The 22260-nt window shown below is 73.1% G+C and carries 23 protein-coding genes; 10 read left to right on the plus strand and 13 right to left on the minus strand.

Going from position 1 to position 22260, the window contains the following annotated elements; genetic code table 11:
• Together ACW9TB_RS23200 and ACW9TB_RS23205 are read left to right on the plus strand one after the other, a co-directional pair.
• Positions 1-1270, plus strand: a 1270-nt coding sequence (locus tag ACW9TB_RS23200) for a sensor histidine kinase (RefSeq protein WP_472750148.1), incomplete at its 5' end; no start/stop codon positions are given.
• Positions 1267-1938, plus strand: coding sequence for a response regulator (locus ACW9TB_RS23205; RefSeq protein ID WP_472750149.1), 672 nt, complete (start codon positions 1267-1269; stop codon positions 1936-1938). The genes ACW9TB_RS23200 and ACW9TB_RS23205, both read left to right, overlap by 4 nt.
• A gap of 218 nt (positions 1939-2156) precedes the next feature.
• On the opposite strand, the gene ACW9TB_RS23210 is transcribed toward ACW9TB_RS23205, so the two are convergent.
• Positions 2157-2543 (minus strand): winged helix-turn-helix transcriptional regulator, encoded by a 387-nt coding sequence (locus ACW9TB_RS23210; protein WP_472750150.1) that lies wholly within the window; start codon positions 2541-2543, stop codon positions 2157-2159.
• A 99-nt stretch (positions 2544-2642) separates the two neighbouring features.
• On the opposite strand from ACW9TB_RS23210, the gene ACW9TB_RS23215 reads away from it, so the two are divergent.
• Positions 2643-3368, plus strand: coding sequence for an NAD(P)-dependent oxidoreductase (locus ACW9TB_RS23215; RefSeq protein ID WP_472750151.1), 726 nt, complete (start codon positions 2643-2645; stop codon positions 3366-3368).
• Positions 3368-3790, plus strand: a complete 423-nt coding sequence (locus tag ACW9TB_RS23220) for a nitroreductase/quinone reductase family protein (RefSeq protein ID WP_472750152.1) — start codon at positions 3368-3370, stop codon at positions 3788-3790. The genes ACW9TB_RS23215 and ACW9TB_RS23220 overlap by 1 nt, the downstream gene beginning before the upstream one ends.
• Before the next feature lie 83 nt (positions 3791-3873).
• Here the strand turns inward: ACW9TB_RS23220 and ACW9TB_RS23225 are convergent, their stop codons facing one another.
• Both ACW9TB_RS23225 and ACW9TB_RS23230 read right to left on the minus strand, forming a co-directional pair.
• The gene (locus ACW9TB_RS23225; RefSeq protein ID WP_472750153.1) at positions 3874-4797 is read right to left on the minus strand and encodes an FAD binding domain-containing protein; all 924 of its coding nucleotides are present in this window, start codon (positions 4795-4797) and stop codon (positions 3874-3876) included.
• A 244-nt stretch (positions 4798-5041) separates the two neighbouring features.
• Positions 5042-7555, minus strand: coding sequence for a molybdopterin-dependent oxidoreductase (locus ACW9TB_RS23230; protein ID WP_472750154.1), 2514 nt, complete (start codon positions 7553-7555; stop codon positions 5042-5044).
• A gap of 92 nt (positions 7556-7647) precedes the next feature.
• Between ACW9TB_RS23230 and ACW9TB_RS23235 the strand changes: the two genes are divergently transcribed.
• Positions 7648-8193, plus strand: a complete 546-nt coding sequence (locus tag ACW9TB_RS23235) for a TetR/AcrR family transcriptional regulator (RefSeq protein ID WP_472750155.1) — start codon at positions 7648-7650, stop codon at positions 8191-8193.
• A 172-nt stretch (positions 8194-8365) separates the two neighbouring features.
• On the opposite strand, the gene ACW9TB_RS23240 is transcribed toward ACW9TB_RS23235, so the two are convergent.
• The 3 genes from ACW9TB_RS23240 to ACW9TB_RS23250 form a co-directional block, all read right to left on the minus strand.
• The gene (locus ACW9TB_RS23240) at positions 8366-9877 is read right to left on the minus strand and encodes an SDR family oxidoreductase (RefSeq protein ID WP_472750156.1); all 1512 of its coding nucleotides are present in this window, start codon (positions 9875-9877) and stop codon (positions 8366-8368) included.
• Positions 9878-10075: 198 nt separating this feature from the next.
• Positions 10076-10993: a helix-turn-helix domain-containing protein gene (locus ACW9TB_RS23245; protein ID WP_472750157.1), complete on the minus strand. Its 918-nt coding sequence runs from the start codon at positions 10991-10993 to the stop codon at positions 10076-10078.
• 129 nt (positions 10994-11122) lie between these two features.
• Positions 11123-11359, minus strand: coding sequence for a DUF397 domain-containing protein (locus tag ACW9TB_RS23250; protein WP_472750158.1), 237 nt, complete (start codon positions 11357-11359; stop codon positions 11123-11125).
• 312 nt (positions 11360-11671) lie between these two features.
• Between ACW9TB_RS23250 and ACW9TB_RS23255 the strand changes: the two genes are divergently transcribed.
• The 3 genes from ACW9TB_RS23255 (at position 11672) to ACW9TB_RS23265 (ending at position 14068) form a co-directional block, all read left to right on the plus strand.
• Positions 11672-12094, plus strand: a complete 423-nt coding sequence (locus ACW9TB_RS23255) for an ATP-binding protein (protein ID WP_472750159.1) — start codon at positions 11672-11674, stop codon at positions 12092-12094.
• 235 nt (positions 12095-12329) lie between these two features.
• Positions 12330-13145, plus strand: a complete 816-nt coding sequence (locus tag ACW9TB_RS23260; protein WP_472750160.1) for an SAM-dependent methyltransferase — start codon at positions 12330-12332, stop codon at positions 13143-13145.
• Between the two features lie 104 nt (positions 13146-13249).
• A complete protein-coding gene (locus ACW9TB_RS23265) occupies positions 13250-14068 on the plus strand; it encodes an SAM-dependent methyltransferase (protein ID WP_472750161.1) in 819 nt (272 codons plus the stop codon).
• Between the two features lie 42 nt (positions 14069-14110).
• On the opposite strand, the gene ACW9TB_RS23270 is transcribed toward ACW9TB_RS23265, so the two are convergent.
• The 3 genes from ACW9TB_RS23270 to ACW9TB_RS23280 all read right to left on the minus strand — a co-directional run bounded on the left by ACW9TB_RS23270 (position 14111) and on the right by ACW9TB_RS23280 (position 16962).
• A complete protein-coding gene (locus tag ACW9TB_RS23270) occupies positions 14111-15766 on the minus strand; it encodes a RecQ family ATP-dependent DNA helicase (RefSeq protein ID WP_472750162.1) in 1656 nt (551 codons plus the stop codon).
• Positions 15767-16150: 384 nt separating this feature from the next.
• Complete coding sequence (locus tag ACW9TB_RS23275; RefSeq protein WP_472750163.1) at positions 16151-16291, minus strand: hypothetical protein; 141 nt, start codon at positions 16289-16291, stop codon at positions 16151-16153.
• Complete coding sequence (locus tag ACW9TB_RS23280) at positions 16288-16962, minus strand: fasciclin domain-containing protein (protein WP_472750164.1); 675 nt, start codon at positions 16960-16962, stop codon at positions 16288-16290. Before ACW9TB_RS23280 ends, ACW9TB_RS23275 begins: the two co-directional genes overlap by 4 nt.
• 211 nt (positions 16963-17173) lie before the next feature.
• Here ACW9TB_RS23280 and ACW9TB_RS23285 point away from each other — a divergent pair, with 211 nt between their 5' ends.
• Positions 17174-17635: a PPOX class F420-dependent oxidoreductase gene (locus tag ACW9TB_RS23285; RefSeq protein WP_472750165.1), complete on the plus strand. Its 462-nt coding sequence runs from the start codon at positions 17174-17176 to the stop codon at positions 17633-17635.
• 155 nt (positions 17636-17790) lie between these two features.
• On the opposite strand, the gene ACW9TB_RS23290 is transcribed toward ACW9TB_RS23285, so the two are convergent.
• Positions 17791-19020 carry an NAD(P)/FAD-dependent oxidoreductase gene (locus tag ACW9TB_RS23290; protein WP_472750166.1) on the minus strand — a complete coding sequence of 410 codons (1230 nt, stop codon included), beginning with the start codon at positions 19018-19020 and terminating at the stop codon, positions 17791-17793.
• Positions 19021-19156: 136 nt separating this feature from the next.
• Positions 19157-19792: a hypothetical protein gene (locus ACW9TB_RS23295; protein WP_472750167.1), complete on the minus strand. Its 636-nt coding sequence runs from the start codon at positions 19790-19792 to the stop codon at positions 19157-19159.
• A 17-nt stretch (positions 19793-19809) separates the two neighbouring features.
• Here ACW9TB_RS23295 and ACW9TB_RS23300 point away from each other — a divergent pair, with 17 nt between their 5' ends.
• Entirely contained in the window at positions 19810-20025 is a 216-nt protein-coding gene (locus ACW9TB_RS23300) for a hypothetical protein (protein ID WP_472750168.1), read from the plus strand.
• A gap of 335 nt (positions 20026-20360) precedes the next feature.
• On the opposite strand, the gene ACW9TB_RS23305 is transcribed toward ACW9TB_RS23300, so the two are convergent.
• Both ACW9TB_RS23305 and ACW9TB_RS23310 read right to left on the minus strand, forming a co-directional pair.
• Entirely contained in the window at positions 20361-21464 is a 1104-nt protein-coding gene (locus ACW9TB_RS23305) for a Gfo/Idh/MocA family protein (RefSeq protein WP_472750169.1), read from the minus strand.
• A complete protein-coding gene (locus tag ACW9TB_RS23310; protein ID WP_472750170.1) occupies positions 21461-22210 on the minus strand; it encodes a sugar phosphate isomerase/epimerase family protein in 750 nt (249 codons plus the stop codon). Before ACW9TB_RS23310 ends, ACW9TB_RS23305 begins: the two co-directional genes overlap by 4 nt.
• Positions 22211-22260: the final 50 nt, after the last annotated feature.

Raw genomic sequence — 22260 nt, forward strand, 5'->3', positions numbered from 1 at the left:
TTCACCCGTGGACCTCACCGTGGACGTCTCGCTCTTCCCCCGGCACTGGAGCCGGGGCCGGCTCGTCCGCCTCGACGCCCTGGGGGCGGCGGGATACGCGCTCACGCTGCTGCTGTTCGGAGCCGGGCGCCTGGACCCGGCGGTGCCCGTGTGGGCGGAGCCGCTGGTCCTGGCCGGGATCGCCCTGCCGCTCGCGGTACGGCGGCTGTGGCCGCTCACCGTCTTCTGCGCCGTCTTCGCGATGTCGCTGGTGTCCCTCGCCCTCCTCGGCACGGTGCACGACAGGTTCGCGGCGGCGGCCTTCGCGATCTACATGGTGGCGCTCACCCGGCCCCGGCCCCGGTGGGAGCCCACGATCGTGATCGGCGCCTGCGGCGCGGTGGCCGTCCTGCTGCTGTCGGCGGTGGGCACCGCCGCCCCGGCGCCCGGCGTCGTCGGGCCGCTGCTGGTGGGGGTGGCGTTCCTGGGCGGCGCCTGGATCGCGGGCCGCGCCGTACGCGAGCGGCGGGCGTACGCGGCGCGGGAGGCCGAGCAGCTCGCGGGCCGGGCGGTGGCCGAGGAACGGCTGCGGATCGCCCGCGAGCTGCACGACGTGGTGGCGCACAGCATGAGCCTGATCGCGGTCAAGGCGGGCATCGCCAACCACGTCGCCGCCGTACGGCCCGAGGAGGCCACGGACGCCCTGCGCGTCATCGAGACCACGAGCAGGGGCGCCCTGGCCGAGATGCGCCAGCTGCTGGGAGTGCTCCGTTCCGACCTCGGCCCCTCCCCGGGCCTCGCGGATCTCACCGGCCTCGCGGAGCGGGCGTCGACGGCCGGGGTACGCGTCGAGCTGGACGTCCGGGCGACCGGCCTGCCCGAGGGGGTGGAGCTGTCGGTCTACCGGATCGTCCAGGAGGCGCTGACCAACGTCGTCAGGCACGCCGCCCCCGCCCGGTGCCGGGTCTCGGTCCGGACGTCCGGGAGCGAGGTCGGGGTCGAGGTCACCGACGACGGGCCCGGCGGGCGAGTGCCGCCCGGCGGGCCTGGACACGGGCTGATCGGGATGCGCGAGAGGGTGGTCATGTACGGCGGGAGCTTCACGGCCGGGCGCCGCCCGGAGGGCGGCTTCGCGATCTCGGCGCGCATACCGTACGAGGAGACACGCCTGCCGGACGGGAGGGCACGCGTGCCCGGCGGGGAGACGGCCGCCTCGCGGGAGGAGACGCGCGTGCCCGACGAAGCCGCGTCACGCGAGGAGGCGCGCGTGCCGGACGGGGAGGTCCCGTGATCCGGGTGCTCGTCGCGGACGACCAGGCGCTGCTGCGCGGGAGTTTCCGGGTGCTGGTGGACACCGCGCCCGACCTGGTGTCGGTCGGCGAGGCCGGGACGGGCGCCGAGGCGGTGGAGCTGGCGCGCGGTGAGTCACCGGACGTGGTGCTGATGGACGTGCGGATGCCGGAGATGGACGGCATCGAGGCGACCCGCCGCATCTGCGGCCCGGCGGGCGTCCCGGGGGTGCGGGTGCTCATGCTCACCACGTTCGACCTGGACGAGTACGTCTACGCGGCGCTGCGGGCCGGGGCCAGCGGCTTCCTGCTCAAGGACACCCCGCCGGGCGACCTGCTGACCGCGATCCGGGTGGTCGCCTCCGGCGAGGCGCTGCTCGCGCCGACGGTGACGCGCAGGCTCATCGCCGAGTTCTCCCGGCGTCCCGAACCGGCGCGCCCGGTGGCCCGCGAGCTCGACGGGGTCACCGGCCGGGAGCTCGACGTACTGACGCTCATCGCCAGGGGACTGTCCAACACGGAGATCGCCGATCGCCTGACCCTGAGCCTGGCGACCGTGAAAACGCACGTCGGCCGCCTGCTCGGCAAGCTCGGCGCCCGCGACCGGGCTCAGCTGGTCATCGTCGCCTACGAGACGAGCCTGGTCACGGCACGCCCGCCCCGTCCATAGCACCGCGTCACGCGTGGCCGCGCCCCTGACGCGGCGACATGCGCTCGGCAGGCGTCCGGCAGGCGTTCCGGACGTGCCGACCGGCCACTCCTGACCGCGCGGCACACCCCCGGAGGGCGTCCCGGACGCATCGGCCGCCCTGACATCGCGGCGCGCATCCGGAAGGCGTTCCGGGCACGCCGACCCGGCCCGGCAACCGGTCCCCCTGGATCCGGCGCCTAGCCCGTACGGCCGAGCCCGTACGACGGGGCGGCGGTGGATGCCTCGCGGGCGTCGATGAGCTCGTCCCAGTGTTCCCGTGCCCAGGCGCACGCGGCGTCCATCGGTTCGAGCATGCTGCGGCCGAGCGGCGTCAGCGCGTACTCGACCCGCTGCGCGGGATGGGCGGTGCGCGCGATCAGGCCGTCGCGCGCGAGCGCCCGGAGCGACTGCGTGAGCACCTTCGCGGTGATGCCGCGCAGGGGGATCCGAAGCTCGGAGAACCGCCGCGGGCCGTCTTCGAGACAGCGGATGATCATCCCTGCCCATTTGTCGCCGAACCGGATGGGCGTGAGATCGGACGGGCAGACCGGGTCGAACATCTCCGGATCGAGGGGCTCTGTCACCGCTCCACGGTAGCCGGTATCCCGTTGGTAACCACCTGTCCGGCTACCTTCCCAGCAGCGGTCGGCGATCGGGCCCGGCCCTGGACGCGAGGTGTTCGGATGAGCGAGATCATTGTTTTCGGTGCCGGTGGCAGGGCGGGCCGGGCGGCCGTCCACGAGGCCCTCCGGCGCGGTCACCGGGTCACCGCGGTCGTACGTGACCCGGCCAAGCACAGCGACCTTGCCAAACACGGCGACCTGGCCGGGCTCGGAAACCTGACCGGACACGGGGACCCCGCCGGGCACGGGGACCCCGCCGGGCACGGAAACCCGGCGGCGGGCGGCGTGCGGATCGTCGCGGGCGACGTCACGGACGCGGACGTCGTCGCGCGGCTCGCCAAGGGCCACGACGCCGCGATCAGTTCCGTCTACGATTTCGCCACGCCGCCCGACGTCTTCTTCGTCCGCGCCGCCCGCGCCCTGCTCGACGGGCTGGCGAGGGCCGGAGTGCCCAGGCTGCTGGCGGTCGGCCTGGCGTCGGTGCTGGAGACCGCGTCGGGGACGCTCCTCATGGACACGCCCGGCTACCCGCAGGAGTACCGGTCGTTCTACCTGGGGCACGCGGCCGGAAACGAGGTGCTGCGCACCGCCGCCACCGCGCTCGACTGGCTGGTCGTCAGCCCGGCCGGTGACTTCGACCACGACGGCACCCGTACCGGCCGCTACCGCACGGCCCCGGCCGATGCCGCCAGCCGTATCTCCTACGCCGACTTCGCGATCGCGCTGCTCGACGAGATCGACGGCCCCGCGCACCACCGCACGCACCTCGGCGTCGAGGAGGGCTGATGGAGGAGGAGATCGTCGACAGCCCGGACGACCGGGTGGCCCGGCACATCCGTCGTTTCGTCGAGACCGGCGGCCAGGCCAGGCCGGGCATGAACGACCTGCTGCTGACGACACGCGGCCGTAGGTCGGGCAAACTCCGCCGTACCGCCCTGGTGTACGCACGCGACGGCGACCACTACGTCCTCGCCGCGTCCAACGCCGGGGCGGACCGGCATCCGGCCTGGTACCTCAACCTGGTCGACACCCCCGACGCCACGGTCCAGATCGGCGCGGAGACGTTCGCCGTGCGCGCACGGACCGCCACGGCCGCGGAGAAGCCCCGGCTGTGGGGGCTCATGGTCGCGGCCATGCCCTCCTACCGGCGGTACCGGGAGGCGACCGGCCGGGACATCCCCCTGGTGGTCGTCGAGCGTACGGGGTGACGGCCCACCGGCGCGCCACGCCGCACCCGGGCGACACGGCGGGGGTGAACGGCGCACCGGCGCCCCGCGCCGCACCCGGGTGGTCAGCGGGTCTCGCCGGTCCCGGTCGCGCGTTCCAGGACCTCCAGGACGGTCCCGGCGAGCAGCGCGATCTTGTAGTGGTTGCGGGCCGCCGGGGCGCACCGGGCCGCGGCCAGCCCGGCGGCCCGGTCGAGGGGTTCGCCCGCCACGAGCGCCTCCTCGACCTCGGGCAGGCGTACGGGGACGCGGGCGACACCCCCCACGGCCACCCTGGCGAAGGTGATCCTCCCGTCGTCGGCGACCAGCCGGGCCGCCGCCTCCACCAGCGGCCACTCGGCCTCGGACCTGCCGATCGCCCGGTGGTAGGCGCCCCGCTCCCCCGGCACCGGCGGCGGCAGGACGACGGAGAGAAGGATCTCCCCCGGAGGCAGCAGGTGGTCGCGGGACGGGTCCGAGCCGTCCCCGTACAGGTCGGCGATCGGGAACGGGGCCCTGCCGTGCGCTTCGGCGGAGGCGTCGCAGGCGAGCAGGGCGACCGCCAGTGACGACGGGTGCGGCGCGACGCACGGGCCGCTGTCGAGGATCGCGGCGTTCGGGGCGAGCCCGGCGCGGGCCGGGCAGTGGTCGCCGCCGTTCTGGTGGCAGGAGAAGGCCGGGTTGCGGAAGTACGCGCAGCGGTTGCGCTGCAGCAGGTTGCCCCCGACGGTGGCCACCTCCCGGATCTGGGGCGTGGCCAGACCCGACGCCGTCAGCGCCAGGCAGGGGTGGGCGGCACCGAGGCGCGCGTCGCGGGCCACCCGCGCGACCGTGGTCAGCGCGCCGATCCTGACGGAGCCGTCCGGCAGCCAGGTGACGTCCGACAGGTCGGGCAGGCCGCGCAGGTCCACGTGCGGCCCCGCCGCGCGGCGGCCCATCAGGTCGGTGCCTCCGGCGCGGAACTCGCCCCCGCGCCGCACGGCCTCGCCGAGGTCGCTGAGTACGGTCATCGAACACCTTCCAGTGTGAGGGCCCAGGAGCCGCGCTCCGAGGAGGAGACCGCCGGGAGAGCCTTTCCGAGAGGTCCGGCGCACATCCCCGAGGGGGAGAGCGTCGGACGCCCCTTTCCGAGGGGGCCGGGAGGCGCCTCCGGAGAGGAGGGCGTCGGCCTTCCCCTCCCGGAACGCCCGCGGCCCGGGGCCGGGTAACCCCCGCGCCCCGTGGCCAGATCCGGCCGAGGCTTCTGAGAGAGGATCAACGGGCGATCCCTTCGAGGAGCCGGTCGGGGCGGATGGGCAGGTCGTGGGGGCGCCAGCCGGTGGCGTTGTGGACGGCGTTGCCCACCGAGGCGGCGACGCCGACCGTGGAGATCTCCCCGACCCCGACGCCGTGCCCGTTGACGTGGTCCCACCCGTCGCGGTGGAAGTGCACGGTGATCTCGGGGGTGTCGCCGATGCCGGGGATGCGGTAGTCGTCGAGGTTCGCGGTCAGCACGGTTCCCGTCACCGGGTCGACCAGGCGCTCCTCGTACAGGGCGTAGCCGATGCCCTGCACGACGCCGCCCTCGCACTGGTTGCGCGCCAGCCGTTCGGCGTAGACGTGGCCCACCGCGATCCCGGCCCACACCCGCAGCGGCCTGACGACGCCCAGGCGGGTGTCGACCTCGACCTCGGTGACGTGGACGGAGCCGCTGAACCCCCGGCCGATCGCCATGCCGCTCACCGGGAACGGGGTGACGTAGCCGCGCCGGTCGCGGCGGCGCCCGCCGACCACTGTGGCGCCGTCGGTCACGCCCAGCTTCCGCAGGCGCAGCGCGGCGTCGCGCGCGGCGGGGCCCACCGAGGCCGTGGTGCGGCTGCCGATCGAGGGCGGCCCGTGCACGGTGCCCGTCCTGCCGACCTCGACGCGGACGCGTTCGGCGGGCAGCCCGAGCTCCTCGCGTACGACGCCGGCGATGACGGTGCGGACGCCGGTCCCGATGTCCTGGGTCGTGGTGCGGGCCACGACCACGTCGCCCTCGACGCGCAGCTCCACCTCCGTGGCGGGGTCGAGCATGTAGGCCCAGTTGGCGGCGGCCACCCCGACGCCCCGGCGGAAGCGGCCCGTCTGGGAGCCGGTACGGGGCCTGGTCGTCCACTCGGGCAGGGCCATGGCCAGGTCGTAGAGGGCGTGCCGTTTGCGGTTGCCGTCCCAGCGGCGGCGCAGCGCGATCGGGTCCTCGCCCCGGCGGTGGGCGGCCTCGTCCACGGCCTGCTCCAGCGCCCAGAGCATGGGCGGCGCCCCCGGCCCGCGGAACGGGGCGCCGGGCGGCTCGTTGGTGACCACGTCGTAGTCGCGGAGCCGCCGGGGCGCGGTGCCGTACATGAGGCGGGCCATCACCGCGACGGCCGACCCGATGGCCACGCCGCCGCGCCCGTGGACGTCCATGGTGAGGGCGGCGAGGTCGCCCCGGTCGTCGGTGAGGAGTTCGAGGGTGGTCCGGGTGCCGGGCCGGTTGCCCGCGTCGGTGAGCTCCTCGGCGCGGCTGAGCACCACGCGCACCGGCGCGCCGCAGGCCCGCGCGAGCTCGACGGCGGCGATCGTCTCCGTGCCGACACCGGCCTTGGCCCCGAAGCCGCCGCCGACGTGGTCGGTGACGACGTGGACCCGCCCGACGGGCAGGTTCCAGCGCTTGGCGGCCTGTTCGGCGGCCAGGCCCACGGTCTGGGTGGACAGGTACAGGCGCAGGTCGCCCTCGGCGTCCCAGTGGGCGACGCAGGCGTGCGGCTCCAGCGGGGTGTGGACCTGTACGGCGGTGGTGAACGTGCCGGTCACCAGGCGGGGGTCGGCGTCGCGCCTGGCGGCCTCGATCCGCTTGACGGCGGTGCGCCCGCGCCAGCTCGCCCTGGTGAAGGGGCCGCGTACGTTGCCGTCCCAGCCGCCGGGCAGTTCCATTCCCTCGCTGGAGCTGGGGACGTGCTTCCTGGCGGCCTCGTCGTAGACGGGCGGGGCGTCCGGCGCGTCGTCGAGCGCGGCGGGCATCGGGTCGTAGCCGATCCGCGCGGCCTCCGCGATCGCCAGCGCCTCGCGCAGGGTGGGGGCGGCGACGGCGGCGACGGGCTGGCCCGCGTAGCGGACGGTACGGTCCGGCGGCAGCAGGTCGACCACGTGGGCGGCGTCCACCGTGACCGAGGTGACGCGGGCGTGCGCCCTCGCCGAGCGGATGATCACCCCTTCCAGCTGGCCTTCGAGGCGCACGTCGGTCGTGTACCGGGCGCGGCCCGCGGCCTTGTCCATCGCCTCCACCCGGGCGGGCGTCCCCTCCGCGCCGTCGTGCTCCCCCCGGCAGGCGGCGGCGATCGCGGCGTAGATGCCCTCGTACGCGCCGCACCTGCACAGGTGACCGGCCAGGGCTGCGGCGATCCGCTCGCGCGGCGGCGCGACGTCGCCGTGCTCGGCGCGCCAGGCGTCGACGAAGGCCGCGCCCTCGACCGCGAACCCGGGCGTGCAGTAGCCGCACTGCAGGCCGTCGTGGACCGCGAGCGCCCGCTGGACGGGGTGGTCGAGGCCCTCGGCGGTGGTGATCTCGCGGTCCTCCAGCGCGGCGGACGGCAGCAGGCAGCTCGCCTGGGGCACGTCGTCCACCATGACCGTGCACGCGCCGCAGACCCCGGTGCGGCAGGCGGCCTTGGCGCCGGTCAGGCCGAGCCCGTCGCGCAGGACGTCCACGGCGGATTCGTCGGGGCCGGCGTCCACCGTGGCGGGCAGCCCGTTCACCGTGATCTTCATAGCACTCCAGTTGACGTCGTCAACATCTTGTTGACAGTGTCAACCCGATACGTTGACGTTGTCAACACGGGACGCCGGGGAAAGGGACCCACATGGTGGACGACACCAGGACCCGCCTGGTCGAGAGCGCGCTGAGACTGCTGCGCGAGGGGGGCCTCGACGCGGTGACGCTGCGCGCCGTCGGCGACCGGGCCGGCCTGTCCCGTACGGCCCCCTACCGGCACTTCACCGACAAGACCGCGCTGCTGGCGGCGCTCGCCGTCCGGGTCATCGGCGACCTCAGCGCGCACGTCGCCGCCGCGGTCCTGGAGGGCGCGGGCCCGCGCGACCGGCTGCGGGCCTTCTACCTGAGCTACGTCGAGTACGCCACCACGCACCGCGAGGAGTACCGGCTGGTGTTCGCCTCGGAGTTCCTCGCCGGGAACCACCCCGAGCTGGAGACGGCGATCGACCAGGTGATGACCGCGCTCGGCATGGAGGGCCCCGGGGACGGACCGGCGCCCAAGGCCCGGGTGATGGCCCTGCTCTCCACCGCCCACGGCCTCGCGGAGCTCGCGGTGGCGGGACAGTTCGCGCACAAGGGGGTCGGGTACGAGGACATCGTCGACGTCCTCGTGAACCCCGACGGCGAGCGGTAACAACGGCCGGGGTCCCCGGGCCGCCACCACGGAAAGAGCGCGGGACTCGTGTTCCCACGACCGCGTCCTCCGAGGCTCGTGAATCCCGACCCGCCCGGTGCCCCCCACGACCGCGTCCTCCGGGCCGCCGTCACGGGAAGGGCGCGGGACTCGTGAACCCCGGCCCGCCCGGTCACCGGCCGGTGCCCTCCATGACCGCGTCCTTCGGGTCGCCGTCGTGGAGAGCGCCCGGCGGGGAGAGCTCGGCGGCCCTCGCCACGTTGCGCAGCATCGGCCCGAAGATCAGGCCGTGGAAGGGCGCGACCGCCCACCAGTAGAGGTGCCCGGCCAGGCCCCGGGGGTGGAAGATCGCCCGCTGGCCGTAGACGGTCTCCCCCCGGTGCGTGAGCACCCGCATCTCCAGCCAGGCGAGGCCGGGCAGGCGCATCTCCGCGCGCAGCCGCAGCAGGCGCCCCGGCTCGACCTCCTCGACCCGCCAGAAGTCGACCGAGTCGCCCACCCACAGCCGCCGGGGGTCACGGCGCCCCCTGCGCAGGCCCACGCCGCCGACCAGCCGGTCGAGGAGGCCGCGCAGGCTCCAGGCCAGGGGCAGGGAGTACCAGCCCACCTCGCCGCCGACGGCCTCGACGACCCTCCACAGGGCCTCCGGTGAGGCGTCGACCCGGCGGGCCCGCGCGTCGACGTACAGGCTGCCGCCCGCCCAGTCGGGGTCGGTGGGCAGCGGGTCGCTCGGCGCGCCGGGGGTGGAGGCCGAGGACCAGCGGGTGATGACCTTGGCCTCCTTGATGCGCTGGAGGGCGAGCTCGATCGCCCTCCTCAGCCCGACCAGGCCGCCGGGCGGGTCCTCGACGTAGCGGGCGATGTCGTGCTCGCCGCAGACGGCCTCGTTGCGCAGCGACTCCACCAGCGGGCGGGCCAGGCTCGCCGGGACCGGGGTGACCAGCCCCACCCAGTGGCTCGACAGGCCGGGGCTGAGCACCGGGACCGGGATGATCAGCCGCCTGGGCAGCCCGGCGACGTCGGCGTAGACCCGCATCATGTCGGCGTAGGTGAGCACGTCGGGGCCGCCGATGTCGAAGGAGCGGTTCACCTCCTCCTCGACGGAGGCCCAGGCCACGAGGTAGCGCAGCACGTCGCGGATCGCGATGGGCTGCGTCCTGGTACCGACCCAGCGCGGCGTCGTCATCACCGGCAGCCGCTCGGTGAGGTGGCGCAGCATCTCGAAGGAGGCCGAGCCCGACCCGATGACGACCGCGGCCCGCAGCACCACCGCGGGCACCGAGGAGCTCAGGAAGATCTCCCCCACCTCGACGCGGGAGCGCATGTGCGGCGAGAGCCTCTCGTCCGGGGCGAGGCCGCCGAGGTAGACGACGCGGCGGACCCCCGCGCGCTCGCAGGCGGCGGCGAAGGTGGTGGCCGCCTCGCGGTCGGCGGCGGCGAAGTCGCTTCCCCCGCCCATGGTGTGGATCAGGTAGTAGACCACGTCGACGTCCCGCAGGGCCTCGGCCGCCCGCTCCGCGTCGGCCGCGTCCGCCTGGGCGACCTCGACCCGGGAGGCCCACGGCTGGTCCCTCAGGCGACCGGCCGACCTCACCATGCAGCGGACCTCATGCCCGGCGTCCAGCAGCTCGGGGACGAGGCGCCCCCCGATGTATCCGGTCGCGCCGGTCACGAGACATCTCATTCAAACATCTTCGTACGGCGCCGCCCGGCGGTTGCGGCCGGGCCTCGTCAGGAGCCCGCGACCCCGTGGTCACGGGGTTTCCTCGCCCCCTCGGCTCCGGGGGCGCGGCGTGTCTCCGGGCCGCCGTCTCCAGCTCGCCGTTCCCGGCTCGTCGTCCCTGGCTCGCCGTTCCCGGCCTCGTCGTCCGTCGTTCCCGGCTCAGAGCCGCCGCTGGAACTCCTCGCGGATCCCCAGGAGGATCTCGCGGGTGCGGGTGACCGGCTCGGCCTCAATGCACAGGCGCTCCATGACCTCCAGGTAGCTGTCGACGTCGTCGCGCTTCTCCAGGTAGACGGCGCTGGTGAGCTGCTCCATGTAGACGACGTCGGGCAGGTCGGGCTGGGAGAACCGCAGGATGCTGAAGGGCCCTCCGGCCGCGGCGTGGCCGCCGACGCTGAAGGGCACGATCTGGACGGTCACGTTGGGCAGTTCGAGCGCCCGCAGGATGTGGTCGATCTGCTCGCACATCGCCTGGACCCCGCCGAGCGGGCGGCGCAGCACGGCCTCGTCCAGCACAGCCCACAGGTGGGGCGGGTCCGGGCGGCGCAGCAGCCGCTGGCGCGCCATGCGCAGCTTCACCCTGCGGTCCAGCTCGGCGGGGGAGGCCGAGGGGAAGCCCAGCTGGACGACGGCCCGCGCGTAGCCCTCGCTCTGCAGCAGGCCGGGCACGAACTGGACCTCGTAGTTGCGGATGCCGGTGGCCGACTCCTCCAGGCCCACGTACGTCTCGAACCAGGAGGGCAGCACGTCGTTGTAGTTGTGCCACCAGCCGGTGAGGTTGGCCTTCTCCACGAGGGACAGCAGCGGCTCACGCTCGGCGTCGCTGGTCACCCCGTACAGGGTGAGCAGGTCGGCCACGTCCCTGATCCGGAAGCTGACCCTGCCGAGCTCCATGCGGCTGACCTTGGAGTGCGAGGCGCGGATGGAGTGCCCCGCCTCCTCCAGCGTGATGCCACGCTGCTCGCGCAGGCGGCGAAGCTGCGCGCCCAGGACGATCCGCAGCACGGTGGAGCTGCCCTGCGGCGCGGCCATCGGGGTCGGGCTGACCGGCCGGCCGTCGGCGTTAGGTGTGATCATCTGCAGTCCTTCGGGCGCGGAACGCGAGCCTCTGCCCACTCTTTGTGGCGAACGCGAGCCTTCACGGTACTCCGCTCGCCGCACCCAGACTATAGAGAATTTTATTTTTCAACCACAGCCCCAGGGCTCTCAGATGATCAGATCGTCGAACTCCCCGCCCTTCACGCCGCGGACGAAGTCGTCGGCCTCGCGGCGGGTGTAGATCAGCGCGGGCCCCTCGGGGTCGCGGGAGTTGCGCATCGCGACCCTGCCGTCGGGCAGTTCCGCGAGTTCCACGCAGTTGCCGCTGGGGTTGCTGAAGTGGCTCTTGCGCCAGACGATGCCGTCCATCAGGGCGGCCGACATGCCGTTGTACAGCTGGTTCATCCTCGCCTCTCACCGATTAGGGAGGGAAACAACTCCTTGAGCATAGAGCTTTTTGTGCAGATGCACGTGCATCTGTACTTGCCTATGCACATTACGGAAGGCAAGATAACTAGACGGATCAACCTCGCCATACGATCGCCCCCCTCCGCAAGGTCGCCGATGACTGGTTACCAAAGACATGAAGCCACACCCATCCGAGATGAGATCGGAGGGTGGGAACGGTGGTTGTCGATGCTTGATCACCTGCTCCCCCCCAGCGGTCTGCCCCCCTGGGCCGGTGAAGAGGGCCACGCCGGCCAGTTACAGATGGCCGTGCGCAGCCTTCGTTACGACCCGTGCGCGGCACGGACCGCCCGCGAGTTCACCACCAGGGCCCTGAGAGCCTGGGAGCTGGAGCCGCTGATCGACGACACCGGCGTCGTGGTCTCCGAACTCGTGACCAACGCCGTACGCCACGGCACGCGGGGTGTCCTGCACGCCCGCTCCTTCCCCGAGGTCAAGGTGATCCTCTGCCACACCGAGCGTTCGGTGCTGTGCGCGGTCACCGACCCCAGCGACCAGGGACCCTGCCTGCGCGAGCCCGACTACGAGGCGGAGAACGGCCGGGGACTCCTGCTGGTCGACGGCGTCAGCGAGACGTGGGGCTGGGCTCCGCTGGAGAGCCGGGGCAAGGCGGTCTGGGCGGCCTTCGCCCTGCCCCCGAGAGGGGAACGCCACCTGGAGGCCTGCCACTGACGAGCTGACGGCACGCGAAGACCTGGAAAGCCCGCCGCCGAACCCCGGAACCCGCCACCGGCGGGACCCGGGAGACCCGCCCCCGCCACCGGCGAGGGGGACGCGGAGCGGGTGCGAGCGGCCCAGTGCCCAAAAAGTGACATGAGCAGAAGGAGGCTCTGGCAGGAAATACAGCACAGTGTGAGCGGAAGGTCGATAATGTCCGCTGGAACCGCGCGGCTGGACGGAGGACATCATGGCGTCGCCACAACCTGAGCGCCTCAGGTTCGACCCCACGATCCCGAACGCGGGCCGGATAACCGACTACTTCCTGGGCGGCAAGGACAACTTCGCCGCCGACCGGGCCGCCGCCCAGGCGGCGCTCTCGATCGCCCCCGAGCTCCCCGCCATGTCGCAGGAGGGGCGCAGGTTCCTCGACCGCGCCGTACGGTTCCTGGTGAAGGCCGGTATCCGCCAGTTCGTCGACATCGGCTGCGGCCTGCCGACCCAGGGCAGCGTGCACCAGATCCTGCGCGGCATCGCGCCCGAGGCGCGGGTCGTCTACGTCGACAACGATCCGATGGTCGTCGTCCACGCCCAGGCCCTCCTGAAGGAGAACAGCCCGGCCACGGTCGTCGAGGCGGACCTGCGCGACCCGGAGCGGCTCCTGGCGCATCCCGGCCTCACCGGCCTGATCGACCTCGACGAGCCCGTGGCCGTCCTGATGTTCTCGATGCTGACCGACGTCTCCGACGACGTGCAGGCCCTGCAGTCCACGGCCGCCCTGCAGAAGGCCATCGCGCCGGGCAGCTACATGGCGCTCTCCCACGCGGTCTCGGACCTGCATCCCGAGAGGACGGCGCGGCTCGCGGCCCTCTTCCAGGACAGCGGGTCGATCACCGGCACCCGCCGCGCGAACCTGCGGACCAAGGCCGAGGTCGAGCTCTTCCTCGACGGGCTGAGGCCGGTCGAGCCGGGTGTCGTCTACATCCCCGAGTGGCGGCCGGAGGGCGCGACACCCCACCGGCCGGACTCCATCTGGGTCGTCGGCGGCGTTGCCCGCAAGGAATAGACTTTCTTGGGAAATAAGTACGTTTTCCATCATTAACAGTGCCTTGACATCTGTTCACCCAAGCTGCGGTTCCTTAGTGTCACAGGCGACGGAGGAGATGACACATGAGCGACGCGTCCCGGCGGCCGGGGGCGGGCCTGGACACCAGCGTTCCCAACATCGCCAGAATGAACGACTACTTCCTGGGCGGTAAGGACAACTTCGCCGCCGACCGTGAGGCGGCCGAGGAGGTGCTCGCCATCGCGCCCGAGATCAGGACCATGACGCACGAGGCCCAGGCGTTCCTGGGCCGGGTGGTGCGCTACCTCGTCGAGCAGGGCATGACCCAGTTCGTCGTCATCGGCTCCGGGCTGCCCAACCGGCGCAACGTCCATCAGGTGGCCCAGGAGATCGTGCCCGACACGCGCGTGGTCTACGTCTCCCACGACCCGGTGGTGCTCTCCCACGCCCGCGCCACGCTGGCCACCAACCCGTACACCACCGCCGTCGAGGGCGACGTCCTGCACCCCCGCGAGCTGCTCACCGACCCGGAGCTCCTGCGCCTGATCGACCTGGAGCTGCCGGTGGCCGTGCTGATCCTGTCGGCCCTGCAGTTCATCCCCGACGTGGACGACCCGCACAAGAGCGTGGCCATCCTTCGCGACGCGGTGCCGGTCGGCAGCCACTTCGGCATCGGCCACGTCGTCTTCGACAAGCGCTCGGAGGTGAAGGAGCAGCTGGTCGGGATCTTCCAGCGGGTCCTCGGCCGCACCGAGGACGCCTCGCGGCGCAGCGAGCAGGTGCTGCGCTTCTTCGACGGGCTGGAACTGGTCGACCCCGGCCTGGTCTACATCCGCCACTGGCGTCCCGACAATCCGCTCGCCGCGCAGGGCCGCGACAAGACGTGGACGATGGGCGGGGTGGCCCGCAAGGTCGAGGGCTGACGAGGGCCGGCGGTACCGGCCCCCGCCCGGGTGGTACGGCGGCTAGCCCGCGACCAGGAGGTCGTCGTCGCGCTCCACGGCCTCCAGGGAGAGCGTCTTGTAGCCGACCTCGTCGAACAGCACGGTGATCCGGTCGCTCTCCCTGCTCATCACCATCCCCGGGCCCCAGGCGCTGTGCCGCACCCTGGCGTGCATCGCGAAGGGCCCCTCGTCCCGGGCCCCGGCCGTGGCCTCCGGCTCGTCGGGCAGGCCCGCGCGGCAGGTGTCACAGGTCTCGCAGCCGCGCTCGCGCGGCTCGCCGAAGTACTCGAGCAGGAAGCGGCGGCGGCAGCCCGTGGTCTCCGCGTACGCGCGCATCATGTCGATCCGGGAGTCGTCGATGCGGCGCCGGGTGTCGTCCAGCTCGACGGCGCGCGCCACGGCCGCCTCGGGCGCGGGGCCGTCGGGCACCCGGCGCAGGTCGCCGTCCCCGGTGACCTCGATCGCGCTCGCCCGCTCCAGCAGGTTGACCAGCCGGGTGAGCCGGGTGGCGCCGACGTCGAGCAGGGTCCGCATCTCCCCCGCGGGTACGGTGCCGCCGTGCTCGTGCACCAGCGTGGCGACCCGCAGCAGGAGGTCCTCGTCGGCCCGTCCCCCGGCGAAGAACCTGCGCAGCCCAAGATCCTCGGAACGGTAGAACAGCACCGCGGCGGCGGGCTCGCCGTCCCGCCCGGCACGGCCGATCTCCTGGTAGTAGGAGTCCGGCGACTCCGGCGGGGCCGCGTGCAGCACGAACCGCACGTCCGGCTTGTCGATGCCCATGCCGAACGCCGAGGTCGCGACCACGACGTCCAGCTCGTCGTCGCGGAACATCTCGTGGATCCTGTGGCGCTCGGCCGCCTTCATGCCCGCGTGGTACGGCTCGGCCCTGCGACCGGCCTCGCGCAGCGCGGTGGCGTACTCCTCGGCGGCGCGGCGGGTGGCGACGTAGACCAGCCCGAGCCCGGAGCGGGACGCCGCGTCCTCCACCAGCGCCCGCCTCAGGTCCTCCTGGGTGACGAAACGGCGTACTTCCAGGTCGATGTTGGGCCGGTCGAAGCCCCGTACGATCTGGCGGACGTTTCTCAGGCCGAGGGCGGCGATGATCTCCTCGCGCACCGAGGGGGCGGCCGTGGCGGTCAGCGCCACCACCGGCGGATGTCCCAGCCGCTCGATGACCTGGCTCAGCCTCAGGTAGTCGGGCCGGAAGTCGTGGCCCCACGCCGACACGCAGTGCGCCTCGTCCACGGCGATCAGCGAGGGACGCGCGGCGCGCAGCCGCTCGACCGTCTCCGGTTTGGCGAGCTGCTCGGGTGAGAGGAACACGAACTCGGCCGTGCCCGCGCGTACGGCCTCCAGGGACGCCTCGCCACCGGACTGGGCGGAGTTGACCGCGACCGCCCCGCCCGCGTCGGTCTCGGCCAGCCCGGCGACCTGGTCGCGCTGGAGGGCGATGAGCGGCGAGACGACGACGGTGGGCCCGTCGAGCAGCAGTGCCGGTACCTGGTAGACGGCCGACTTGCCGCTGCCGGTGGGCATGACCACGAGGGCGTCGCCCCCGCCCAGCAGGTGACGCATGGCGTCGAGCTGTCCGGGCCGCAGGTCCCGCCAGCCGAAGACCTTGCGGGCCACCGCCCGCAGCCTTCGCGCCCTCGGCCCGAACCTGTCCTTGATGTTCATGCCCTCCGCCTTCCCGCCGTGTGACGGCCAGTTACCCGTGGATCGGGGCGCTAGTCGCACGACGCCCCCTTGATCACCGGAGAGCACGGGACGGGTATGGGCGGGCGGGTACGGGGACACGGGCGCGCTTCTTTCACGGACACGGGCCGGGGGCGCCCTCGCGCGGGACACCGGCGCTCCCTGCGGGCACGGGCGGGGAGCGCCCTCTGGGAACAGCGGGGAGCGCCCTCCGGGACAGGGGAGCGCCCTTCGCGGACACCGGTGAGGGGCACCCCCGGGGGCACCCCTCCTCCGGCCGGGTCACCACGGCGGCCCGCCGGGTGACCACGGCCTGTCAGGTCGCGGCACGACCTGTTACGGCAAGACCTGTCACGGCTCGGCCTGTCATGACACGACCTGCCGGGTCACGGCGTCCGCCGGGACCGTGGCGGCCGTCGCGGTCGTCGTGACCGCCACGGCCGTCACGGCCATCACGGCCGCCGCGTTCACCGCGTTCACCGTGTCCGCCGCGTTCACCTCGGTCACTTCGGCATGAGCACCGTGTCGACGAGGTAGACGACGGCGTTGGAGGTCTGGATGTTGCCGCAGAGGACCTTGGCGTCGTTGACGGTGAAGTCCTCGCCGGAGCCCTTGACGGTCAGCGTCCCTCCCTGCATCGTGGTCAGCTCACCGCTCGCCAGGTCCTCGGGAGTCTTCTTGCCCTCGACGACGTGGTAGGTCAGGACCTTGGTCAGCTCGGCCTTGTCGGCCAGGAGCTTGTCGAGCTGGTCCTTCGGAAGCTTGGCGAACGCGTCGTTGGTGGGCGCGAACACCGTGATGTCCTTGGCGGAGTTGAGCGTCTCGGTCAGGCCGGCCTGCTCGATCGCCTGGGCGAGCGTGGACAGGGCGGGGTTGGAGGCCGCGGCGGTGGCGACCGGCTGCGAGGCCATCTCGGCGAGGCTGCCCTCACCGCTCGCGGGCAGGGAGGCGCATCCGGCACCGAACGGCTCCGTCATCGCGCCCGAGGGCTCGGGCGACATGCTGTCCGAGGGCGCGGCACTCTCGCCGGGAACCATGGAGTCCGTGGGCGAGGCGCTGTCGGCCGGGATCGGTGTGGGAGAGATGATCCGCACGGGGGCGGCGACCGCCTGCGCGGCGGGGACGGCGGTCAGGGCGAGCACGGTCAGGGCCGATGCCAGAAGAGACTTCTGCTTCACGGTTATCTCCTTGATTGAGCGGATGAGCCATCCGGGTCCGTCGGCGGGTTCCCGAGCCACTCATGTCCTGCATTGGAGATCAATTCCCTGATATTTGGTGTCAAATGCCCCATTAGACGACTCTTGACCACATATCTCCTGAGAAAGAGGGCCATTTTCCATTCGGCAGGGCGTTAATTCGGGCGCGCCGTATCCCCGTAGAGTGGGAATCATGAGCCCGAAGATCGCGACCAACGAGGTCGTCTCCCGCGACCGGCTGCTGGATTTCCTCCGTGACCGCCACCGCGCGCTGGTCATCACGGCACGGCGCGACGGCAGGCCGCAGGCGTCCCCGGTGACCTGCGGCGTCGACGCCGAGGGCCGCATCGTGGTGTCCACCTACCCCGAGCGCGCCAAGACCTCCAACGCCCGCCGCGACTCCCAGGTGAGCGTCGTGGTCCTGTCGGACGACTGGGACGGCCCGTGGGTGCAGGTGGACGGCACGGCCGAGGTCCTCGACCTGCCGGAGGCCCTCGAACCGCTGGTCGACTACTACCGGTCCATCTCCGGCGAGCACCCCGACTGGGACGAGTATCGATCGGCCATGGCCCGGCAGGGCAAGTCGCTGCTGCGCGTCACCCCGGAGCGCTGGGGTCCCATCGCCACCGGCGGCTTCCCCGCCCGGCTGGCCTGAGGGCCGGTCACCTGAGCTGGCCCGGGGACCGTCACGGGCCCCGGACCGGCCTGAGCGCCACCCGCCCGGACCGGCCCGGGGCATCGTCACAGGCCGGTCAGGACAGCGCCGCCCGCCGGACCGGCCTGAGGACCGCCTGGACCGCCCGGGAACCGTCACGGGTCGGCCAGGACGGCGTCGGCCGCCCGGCGTCCCGAGACCAGGGCGCCCTGCTGCGAGCCGGTGTCGCGGTGGTCCCCGCACACGTACCGGCCCGGCGCGAAGCGCACCGGGCGCCGCAGCGGGAACGGCGGGACCATCGCGGGCAGCGCCTCCCCGACGGCGTACGTCGCCAGGTGCTCCCAGCCCGAGGTGTCGGTCCCGTAGATCTGCGACAGCCGCGCCCTGACCCGGGGCTCGTCCGCGTCGGAGAGGACCCCGAGCACCGACGTGGAGACCAGCGCCCGGCCGGGCGGGGCGTACTCGGGCGCGGCGTCGCTGATGACCAGGGTGTCGGTGATGTGGCCCTCCGCGTCGACGATCTGCGTGGGGTCGTCCATGGGCGAGCGGGACGCGGCGTGGTAGAAGGTCGTCACCGAGCGCATCGCCGGGATCTCCAGCCCCGGGTAGAGGGCGGCGGCCATCGCGGGGTCGGTGGCCACCACCACCGCGCGAGCCGGGATCGTCGCGCCCCCCGCCGTCTCCACCCCCTCCTCGGTCACGGCGATGACCGGGGTCTCCAGCATGATCGCCTCCGGGGGAAGGCGGGCGGCGAGCTGCCGGGTGATCTCCCCCATGCCGAGCGCGGGCACCCCGACCGTTCCCAGGGCGAAGGCACGCCAGACGAGGTGGAAGAAACGGCTGGAGGTCTCCAGCTCCCGCTCCAGGAGGACGCCCGACAGGAACGGGCGGATCAGCTTCTCGACCATCCTCGGCGAGATGCCCCAGTGCCGCAGTTCCTCGTGCGTGGTGCGCTCGCGCCCGTCGCGCAACCGGCTCACCGGCAGCAGGACGTCCCGCGCGGTCAGCGCCGCCAGGGCCGCCTTGTCGGCCGGGGAGCCCACGTCGGCCAGGAGCCCGCCGAGCACCTGGCCCGGATGGCGCCAGGGCAGCATGAGCCGTTCCCTGCGCCCCCTCTCGAAGGAGATCAGGCCGGACGGGATCGGGCGCAGGTCCAGGGCGACGACATCGAGGACCCGCGTGGCCTCCGGGTAGGCGGTGTTGAACACCTGGAAGCCGTGGTCCAGCCGGAAGCCGTCCACGACGTCCGTGCGTACCCGGCCGCCCACCTCGTCGGCCGCCTCGACGACGCGGACGTCCACTCCCGCCGAGCGCAACCGGAGGGCGCACGCGAGACCGGCGAGGCCCGCGCCGACGATGACCACTGTGCCCGACATATCCGGCATGACGTATCCCCCCGGGTCGACGGCGGCACAGAGTCCGTGTGGAGTCCGTGGAGTCCCCGGGTGAGGGGAGCCGCCGTCCATGTCTTCGAGAGACGGGCGCCGGGGGTTGCGCCCGCCTCTCCGTTCCCCGTACGGCCTACCCCAGCTTCACGGTGATCTCTCCCCCGAGCCGGAAACCCCCGGTCAGCTCCAAGTCGTCACCGCTCCAGAAGCGGCCGGGGTCGTACCAGTTCGGCCGCCGCCCTCCGGGCAGCAGCCCCATGGCCTCGTACGTGACCGCGACGACCTCGGCGCAGTAGGCGCTCTCCAGGGCGCTCTCCTCCGAGCCGCGCTTGAAGATCTTGGGCACCCGCCCCTTCATCCAGCGGCCGGCGAGCCTCGCCGTCGACGGGAAGGGCGTGCCGTCCAGCCGGGCGACGGTACGCAGGACGGCGTCCTCCATCTCGTGGGGGGCCTGCGGCTCCAGCTGCCTCAGCCAGCCGCGCTGGCCGTATCTGGTGGCCCAGACCGTGACCGCCTCCCGCAGGTCGTGCAGCTGGACGCCGCGCTGGTGGGTTCCCGACCACAGGTCGGGCAGGGAGCGGCCCAGCTCGGCGTGCCACATCAGGGGCGGCATGTCGTCGATGACGACCGACATGCCGACGTGGTTGACGGGGCTGTTCGTCATGGTCTGGATGGCTCGATCGGGCACCGTTCGACCGCGGAACAGCCACACGTCGCCGGTGCGGGTCAGGTTGACGGCCTCATCGAGGCTGATGCTCTTGCCGGACATTCCGATAGCGTAGGCACATGCGATGGTGGAAGATACTCGGTCTGGCAGGTGTGGCGGGCGTCGCGGCCACGGGAGTCGTGATCGCGCGGGCCGAGCGCCGCCGTCAGGCGTACACCCCGGACGAGATCCGCACCCGCCTCCGCGCCCGCCTGGAGGAGTCCTCGGCGGAGCCCTCCAAGGAGTCCTCGGACCCCGGCCTGAGGATCGTCGGCCCCGCCGACCAGGCCCCCTAGCTCCCGGTGCTCCCAGTGGGGCCGATCACCGGAGCCGCCCAGGCGACGGGCTCCGGTCGGCTCCGGCGAAAGGCTCCGGGCGGCTTGGGCGACGGGCTCCGGTCAGCTCCGGCGAGGGCTTTGGACAGCTTAGGCGACGGGCTTCGGGCGGCTTAAGCGACGGGTTCAGGAACCCCGCCCCTTCCGGGCACGGGACAGAGGTCCTGGCGGGGGTGGCAGTGCCCGGCTCCGCGCTCGTTCCCCTCACGTCCCCGTCCCCGCGTGATGGACAACCCGGACAGGTGACACCCGCGAGGGGCGGGCCGCGGGACGGCCCGGCCCCCGCGTTCTCGTGGTCAGCCGAAACGGATCGCGGCCGGGTCCCATCCCTCGGGCAGCGGAGCGGGCACCGGGCAGGTGCTGCCGATCTCCACGAACTCGCCCCGCTCCGCGGACTCCGCGATGGCGATCATCGTGTCGAGGACGTGCAGGCCCAGCTCGCCGGTGGTCCGGTGCGGCCTTCCCTCGCGGATGGCCTGGGCCATGTCGAGCACGCCCAGGCCGCGACCGGCCTCGGTGCCCTTGGTGGGAACCGGTACCCACTCGTCCTCGTCGGCCCGGCGCAGCCGCACCTCGCCGCCGAAGGTGTTGGGGTCGGGCACCTCCATGGTCGCCTCGGTACCGGTGATCTCGACGAACCCGGCGCGGCGCAGCGGCGAGTCGAAGCTGAAGACCAGCGTGGCGGCCTGCCCCGCGGCGAACTCCAGGAGCGCGGTCGTGTGGGTGGGCACCGCCACGGGAAAACGCGTCCCGGCCCTGGGTCCCGAGCCGACGACCCGCTCGTCCCTGGCCCTGCGGCCGACCGCGGCCACCCGCGCCACCGGGCCGAAGAGGGTCACCAGGGTCGTCAGGTAGTAGGGGCCCATGTCGAACAGCGGCCCGCCCCCCGGCTGGAAGAAGAACTCGGGACTGGGATGCCACCCCTCGGGGCCCGGCGTCTGGAACAGGGTGAGCCCGGTGAGCGGGGTGCCGATCGCCCCTTCGGCGACGAGCCTGGCCGCGGTCTGCAGCCCGGCGCCCAGGAAGGTGTCGGGGGCACTGCCCAGCAGCACCCCGGCCGCCGTCGCGGCCTCGACGAGCCGCGCGCCGGACTCCCTGTCCACGGTGAACGGCTTCTCGTTGTAGACGTGCCGCCCGGCCAGGACGGCGGCGAGCGCCACCTCGGCGTGCGCGACCGGGATCGTGAGGTTGACCACCAGTTCCACGTCGGGGTGTGAGATCGCCTCCGCCGGGGAGGTCGCCACCGGCACGCCGTACCGCGCGGCGACCTCACCGGCGCGGTCCAGGTCGAGGTCGGCGCAGGCCACCACCCGTACGCCGGGGAAGGAGGTGAGGTTGCCCAGGTACTGGTGGCTGATGTTGCCGCAGCCGACGATCGCCACCCCGAGCGGACCGGTCACGGGCTCACCCGCCCGGCGGCGGCGAGACCGGTCAGGTAGGCGTGGCTGTCGGCGAGCGCCTGGAGCATGTCGGTGGCGCAGTGGTCGAGCTCCACGATCCGTACCGCGTCCGGTGTGGTGTTCAGCGCGTCCTCGATGGGCACCCGGCCGGAGCCGACGGCGGTCATCGGGCCCTCCTGGGTGGCGGGGCCGTCCTTGACGTGCAGGTGGCTCACCCGCTCGCCCAGCCGGGTCAGCAGCCCCGACGGGTCGACCCCGCCGGTCGCCGCCCAGTAGAGGTCGACCTCCAGCAGGATCGAGGGGTCCAGCAGCTCCGCCAGCACCTCCAGCGCGGGACGGCCGTCCACCCGCTGCTCCAGCTCCCACCAGTGGTTGTGGTATCCGAGCCGCAGCCCGTGGTCGGCCGCCTCGCGGGCCGCCTCGCCGATGTTCCTGGCCGCCAGTTCGACCCCCTCCCTGTCGGCGAACCACTCGGCGGGGGCGGCGGGCACGATGACGGTCTCCGCGCCGACCGTGACGGCCCCGGCCAGGGCTGCCGCGCGCCGCTCGTCGAGGAGTGGCGCGTGCACGCTGCACACCGAGAGCCCCGCCTCCTCCAGGTCCTCGCGCAGACCGCCCGGATCGAGGTGCACGTCGTACGGCTCGACCGCGCCGTACCCCATGTCGGCGATGCGGCGCAGCACGGCGCGGCGGTCGACGGCCGCCTGTTCGCGCACGGAGTACAGCTGGACGGCGAGTGGGCTCATCAGTTCTCCTTAGGCGTGGACACCTCCGCCTGCGGGCGGAGGAGAAAACG

Source organism: Streptosporangium sp. H13245 (genome assembly GCF_055690525.1).

What these genes read in the sequence shown, in the direction of transcription:
- ACW9TB_RS23215 (WP_472750151.1), top strand. Translation starts at nt 2,643, where the DNA reads ATGAGCGAGATCATTGTTTTCGGTGCCGGTGGCAGGGCGGGCCGGGCG.
- ACW9TB_RS23220 (WP_472750152.1), top strand. Translation starts at nt 3,368, where the DNA reads ATGGAGGAGGAGATCGTCGACAGCCCGGACGACCGGGTGGCCCGGCAC.
- ACW9TB_RS23225 (WP_472750153.1), bottom strand. Translation starts at nt 4,797, where the DNA reads ATGACCGTACTCAGCGACCTCGGCGAGGCCGTGCGGCGCGGGGGCGAG.
- ACW9TB_RS23230 (WP_472750154.1), bottom strand. Translation starts at nt 7,555, where the DNA reads ATGAAGATCACGGTGAACGGGCTGCCCGCCACGGTGGACGCCGGCCCC.
- ACW9TB_RS23235 (WP_472750155.1), top strand. Translation starts at nt 7,648, where the DNA reads ATGGTGGACGACACCAGGACCCGCCTGGTCGAGAGCGCGCTGAGACTG.
- ACW9TB_RS23240 (WP_472750156.1), bottom strand. Translation starts at nt 9,877, where the DNA reads ATGAGATGTCTCGTGACCGGCGCGACCGGATACATCGGGGGGCGCCTC.
- ACW9TB_RS23245 (WP_472750157.1), bottom strand. Translation starts at nt 10,993, where the DNA reads ATGATCACACCTAACGCCGACGGCCGGCCGGTCAGCCCGACCCCGATG.
- ACW9TB_RS23250 (WP_472750158.1), bottom strand. Translation starts at nt 11,359, where the DNA reads ATGAACCAGCTGTACAACGGCATGTCGGCCGCCCTGATGGACGGCATC.
- ACW9TB_RS23260 (WP_472750160.1), top strand. Translation starts at nt 12,330, where the DNA reads ATGGCGTCGCCACAACCTGAGCGCCTCAGGTTCGACCCCACGATCCCG.
- ACW9TB_RS23265 (WP_472750161.1), top strand. Translation starts at nt 13,250, where the DNA reads ATGAGCGACGCGTCCCGGCGGCCGGGGGCGGGCCTGGACACCAGCGTT.
- ACW9TB_RS23270 (WP_472750162.1), bottom strand. Translation starts at nt 15,766, where the DNA reads ATGAACATCAAGGACAGGTTCGGGCCGAGGGCGCGAAGGCTGCGGGCG.
- ACW9TB_RS23285 (WP_472750165.1), top strand. Translation starts at nt 17,174, where the DNA reads ATGAGCCCGAAGATCGCGACCAACGAGGTCGTCTCCCGCGACCGGCTG.
- ACW9TB_RS23290 (WP_472750166.1), bottom strand. Translation starts at nt 19,020, where the DNA reads ATGCCGGATATGTCGGGCACAGTGGTCATCGTCGGCGCGGGCCTCGCC.
- ACW9TB_RS23295 (WP_472750167.1), bottom strand. Translation starts at nt 19,792, where the DNA reads ATGTCCGGCAAGAGCATCAGCCTCGATGAGGCCGTCAACCTGACCCGC.
- ACW9TB_RS23300 (WP_472750168.1), top strand. Translation starts at nt 19,810, where the DNA reads ATGCGATGGTGGAAGATACTCGGTCTGGCAGGTGTGGCGGGCGTCGCG.
- ACW9TB_RS23310 (WP_472750170.1), bottom strand. Translation starts at nt 22,210, where the DNA reads ATGAGCCCACTCGCCGTCCAGCTGTACTCCGTGCGCGAACAGGCGGCC.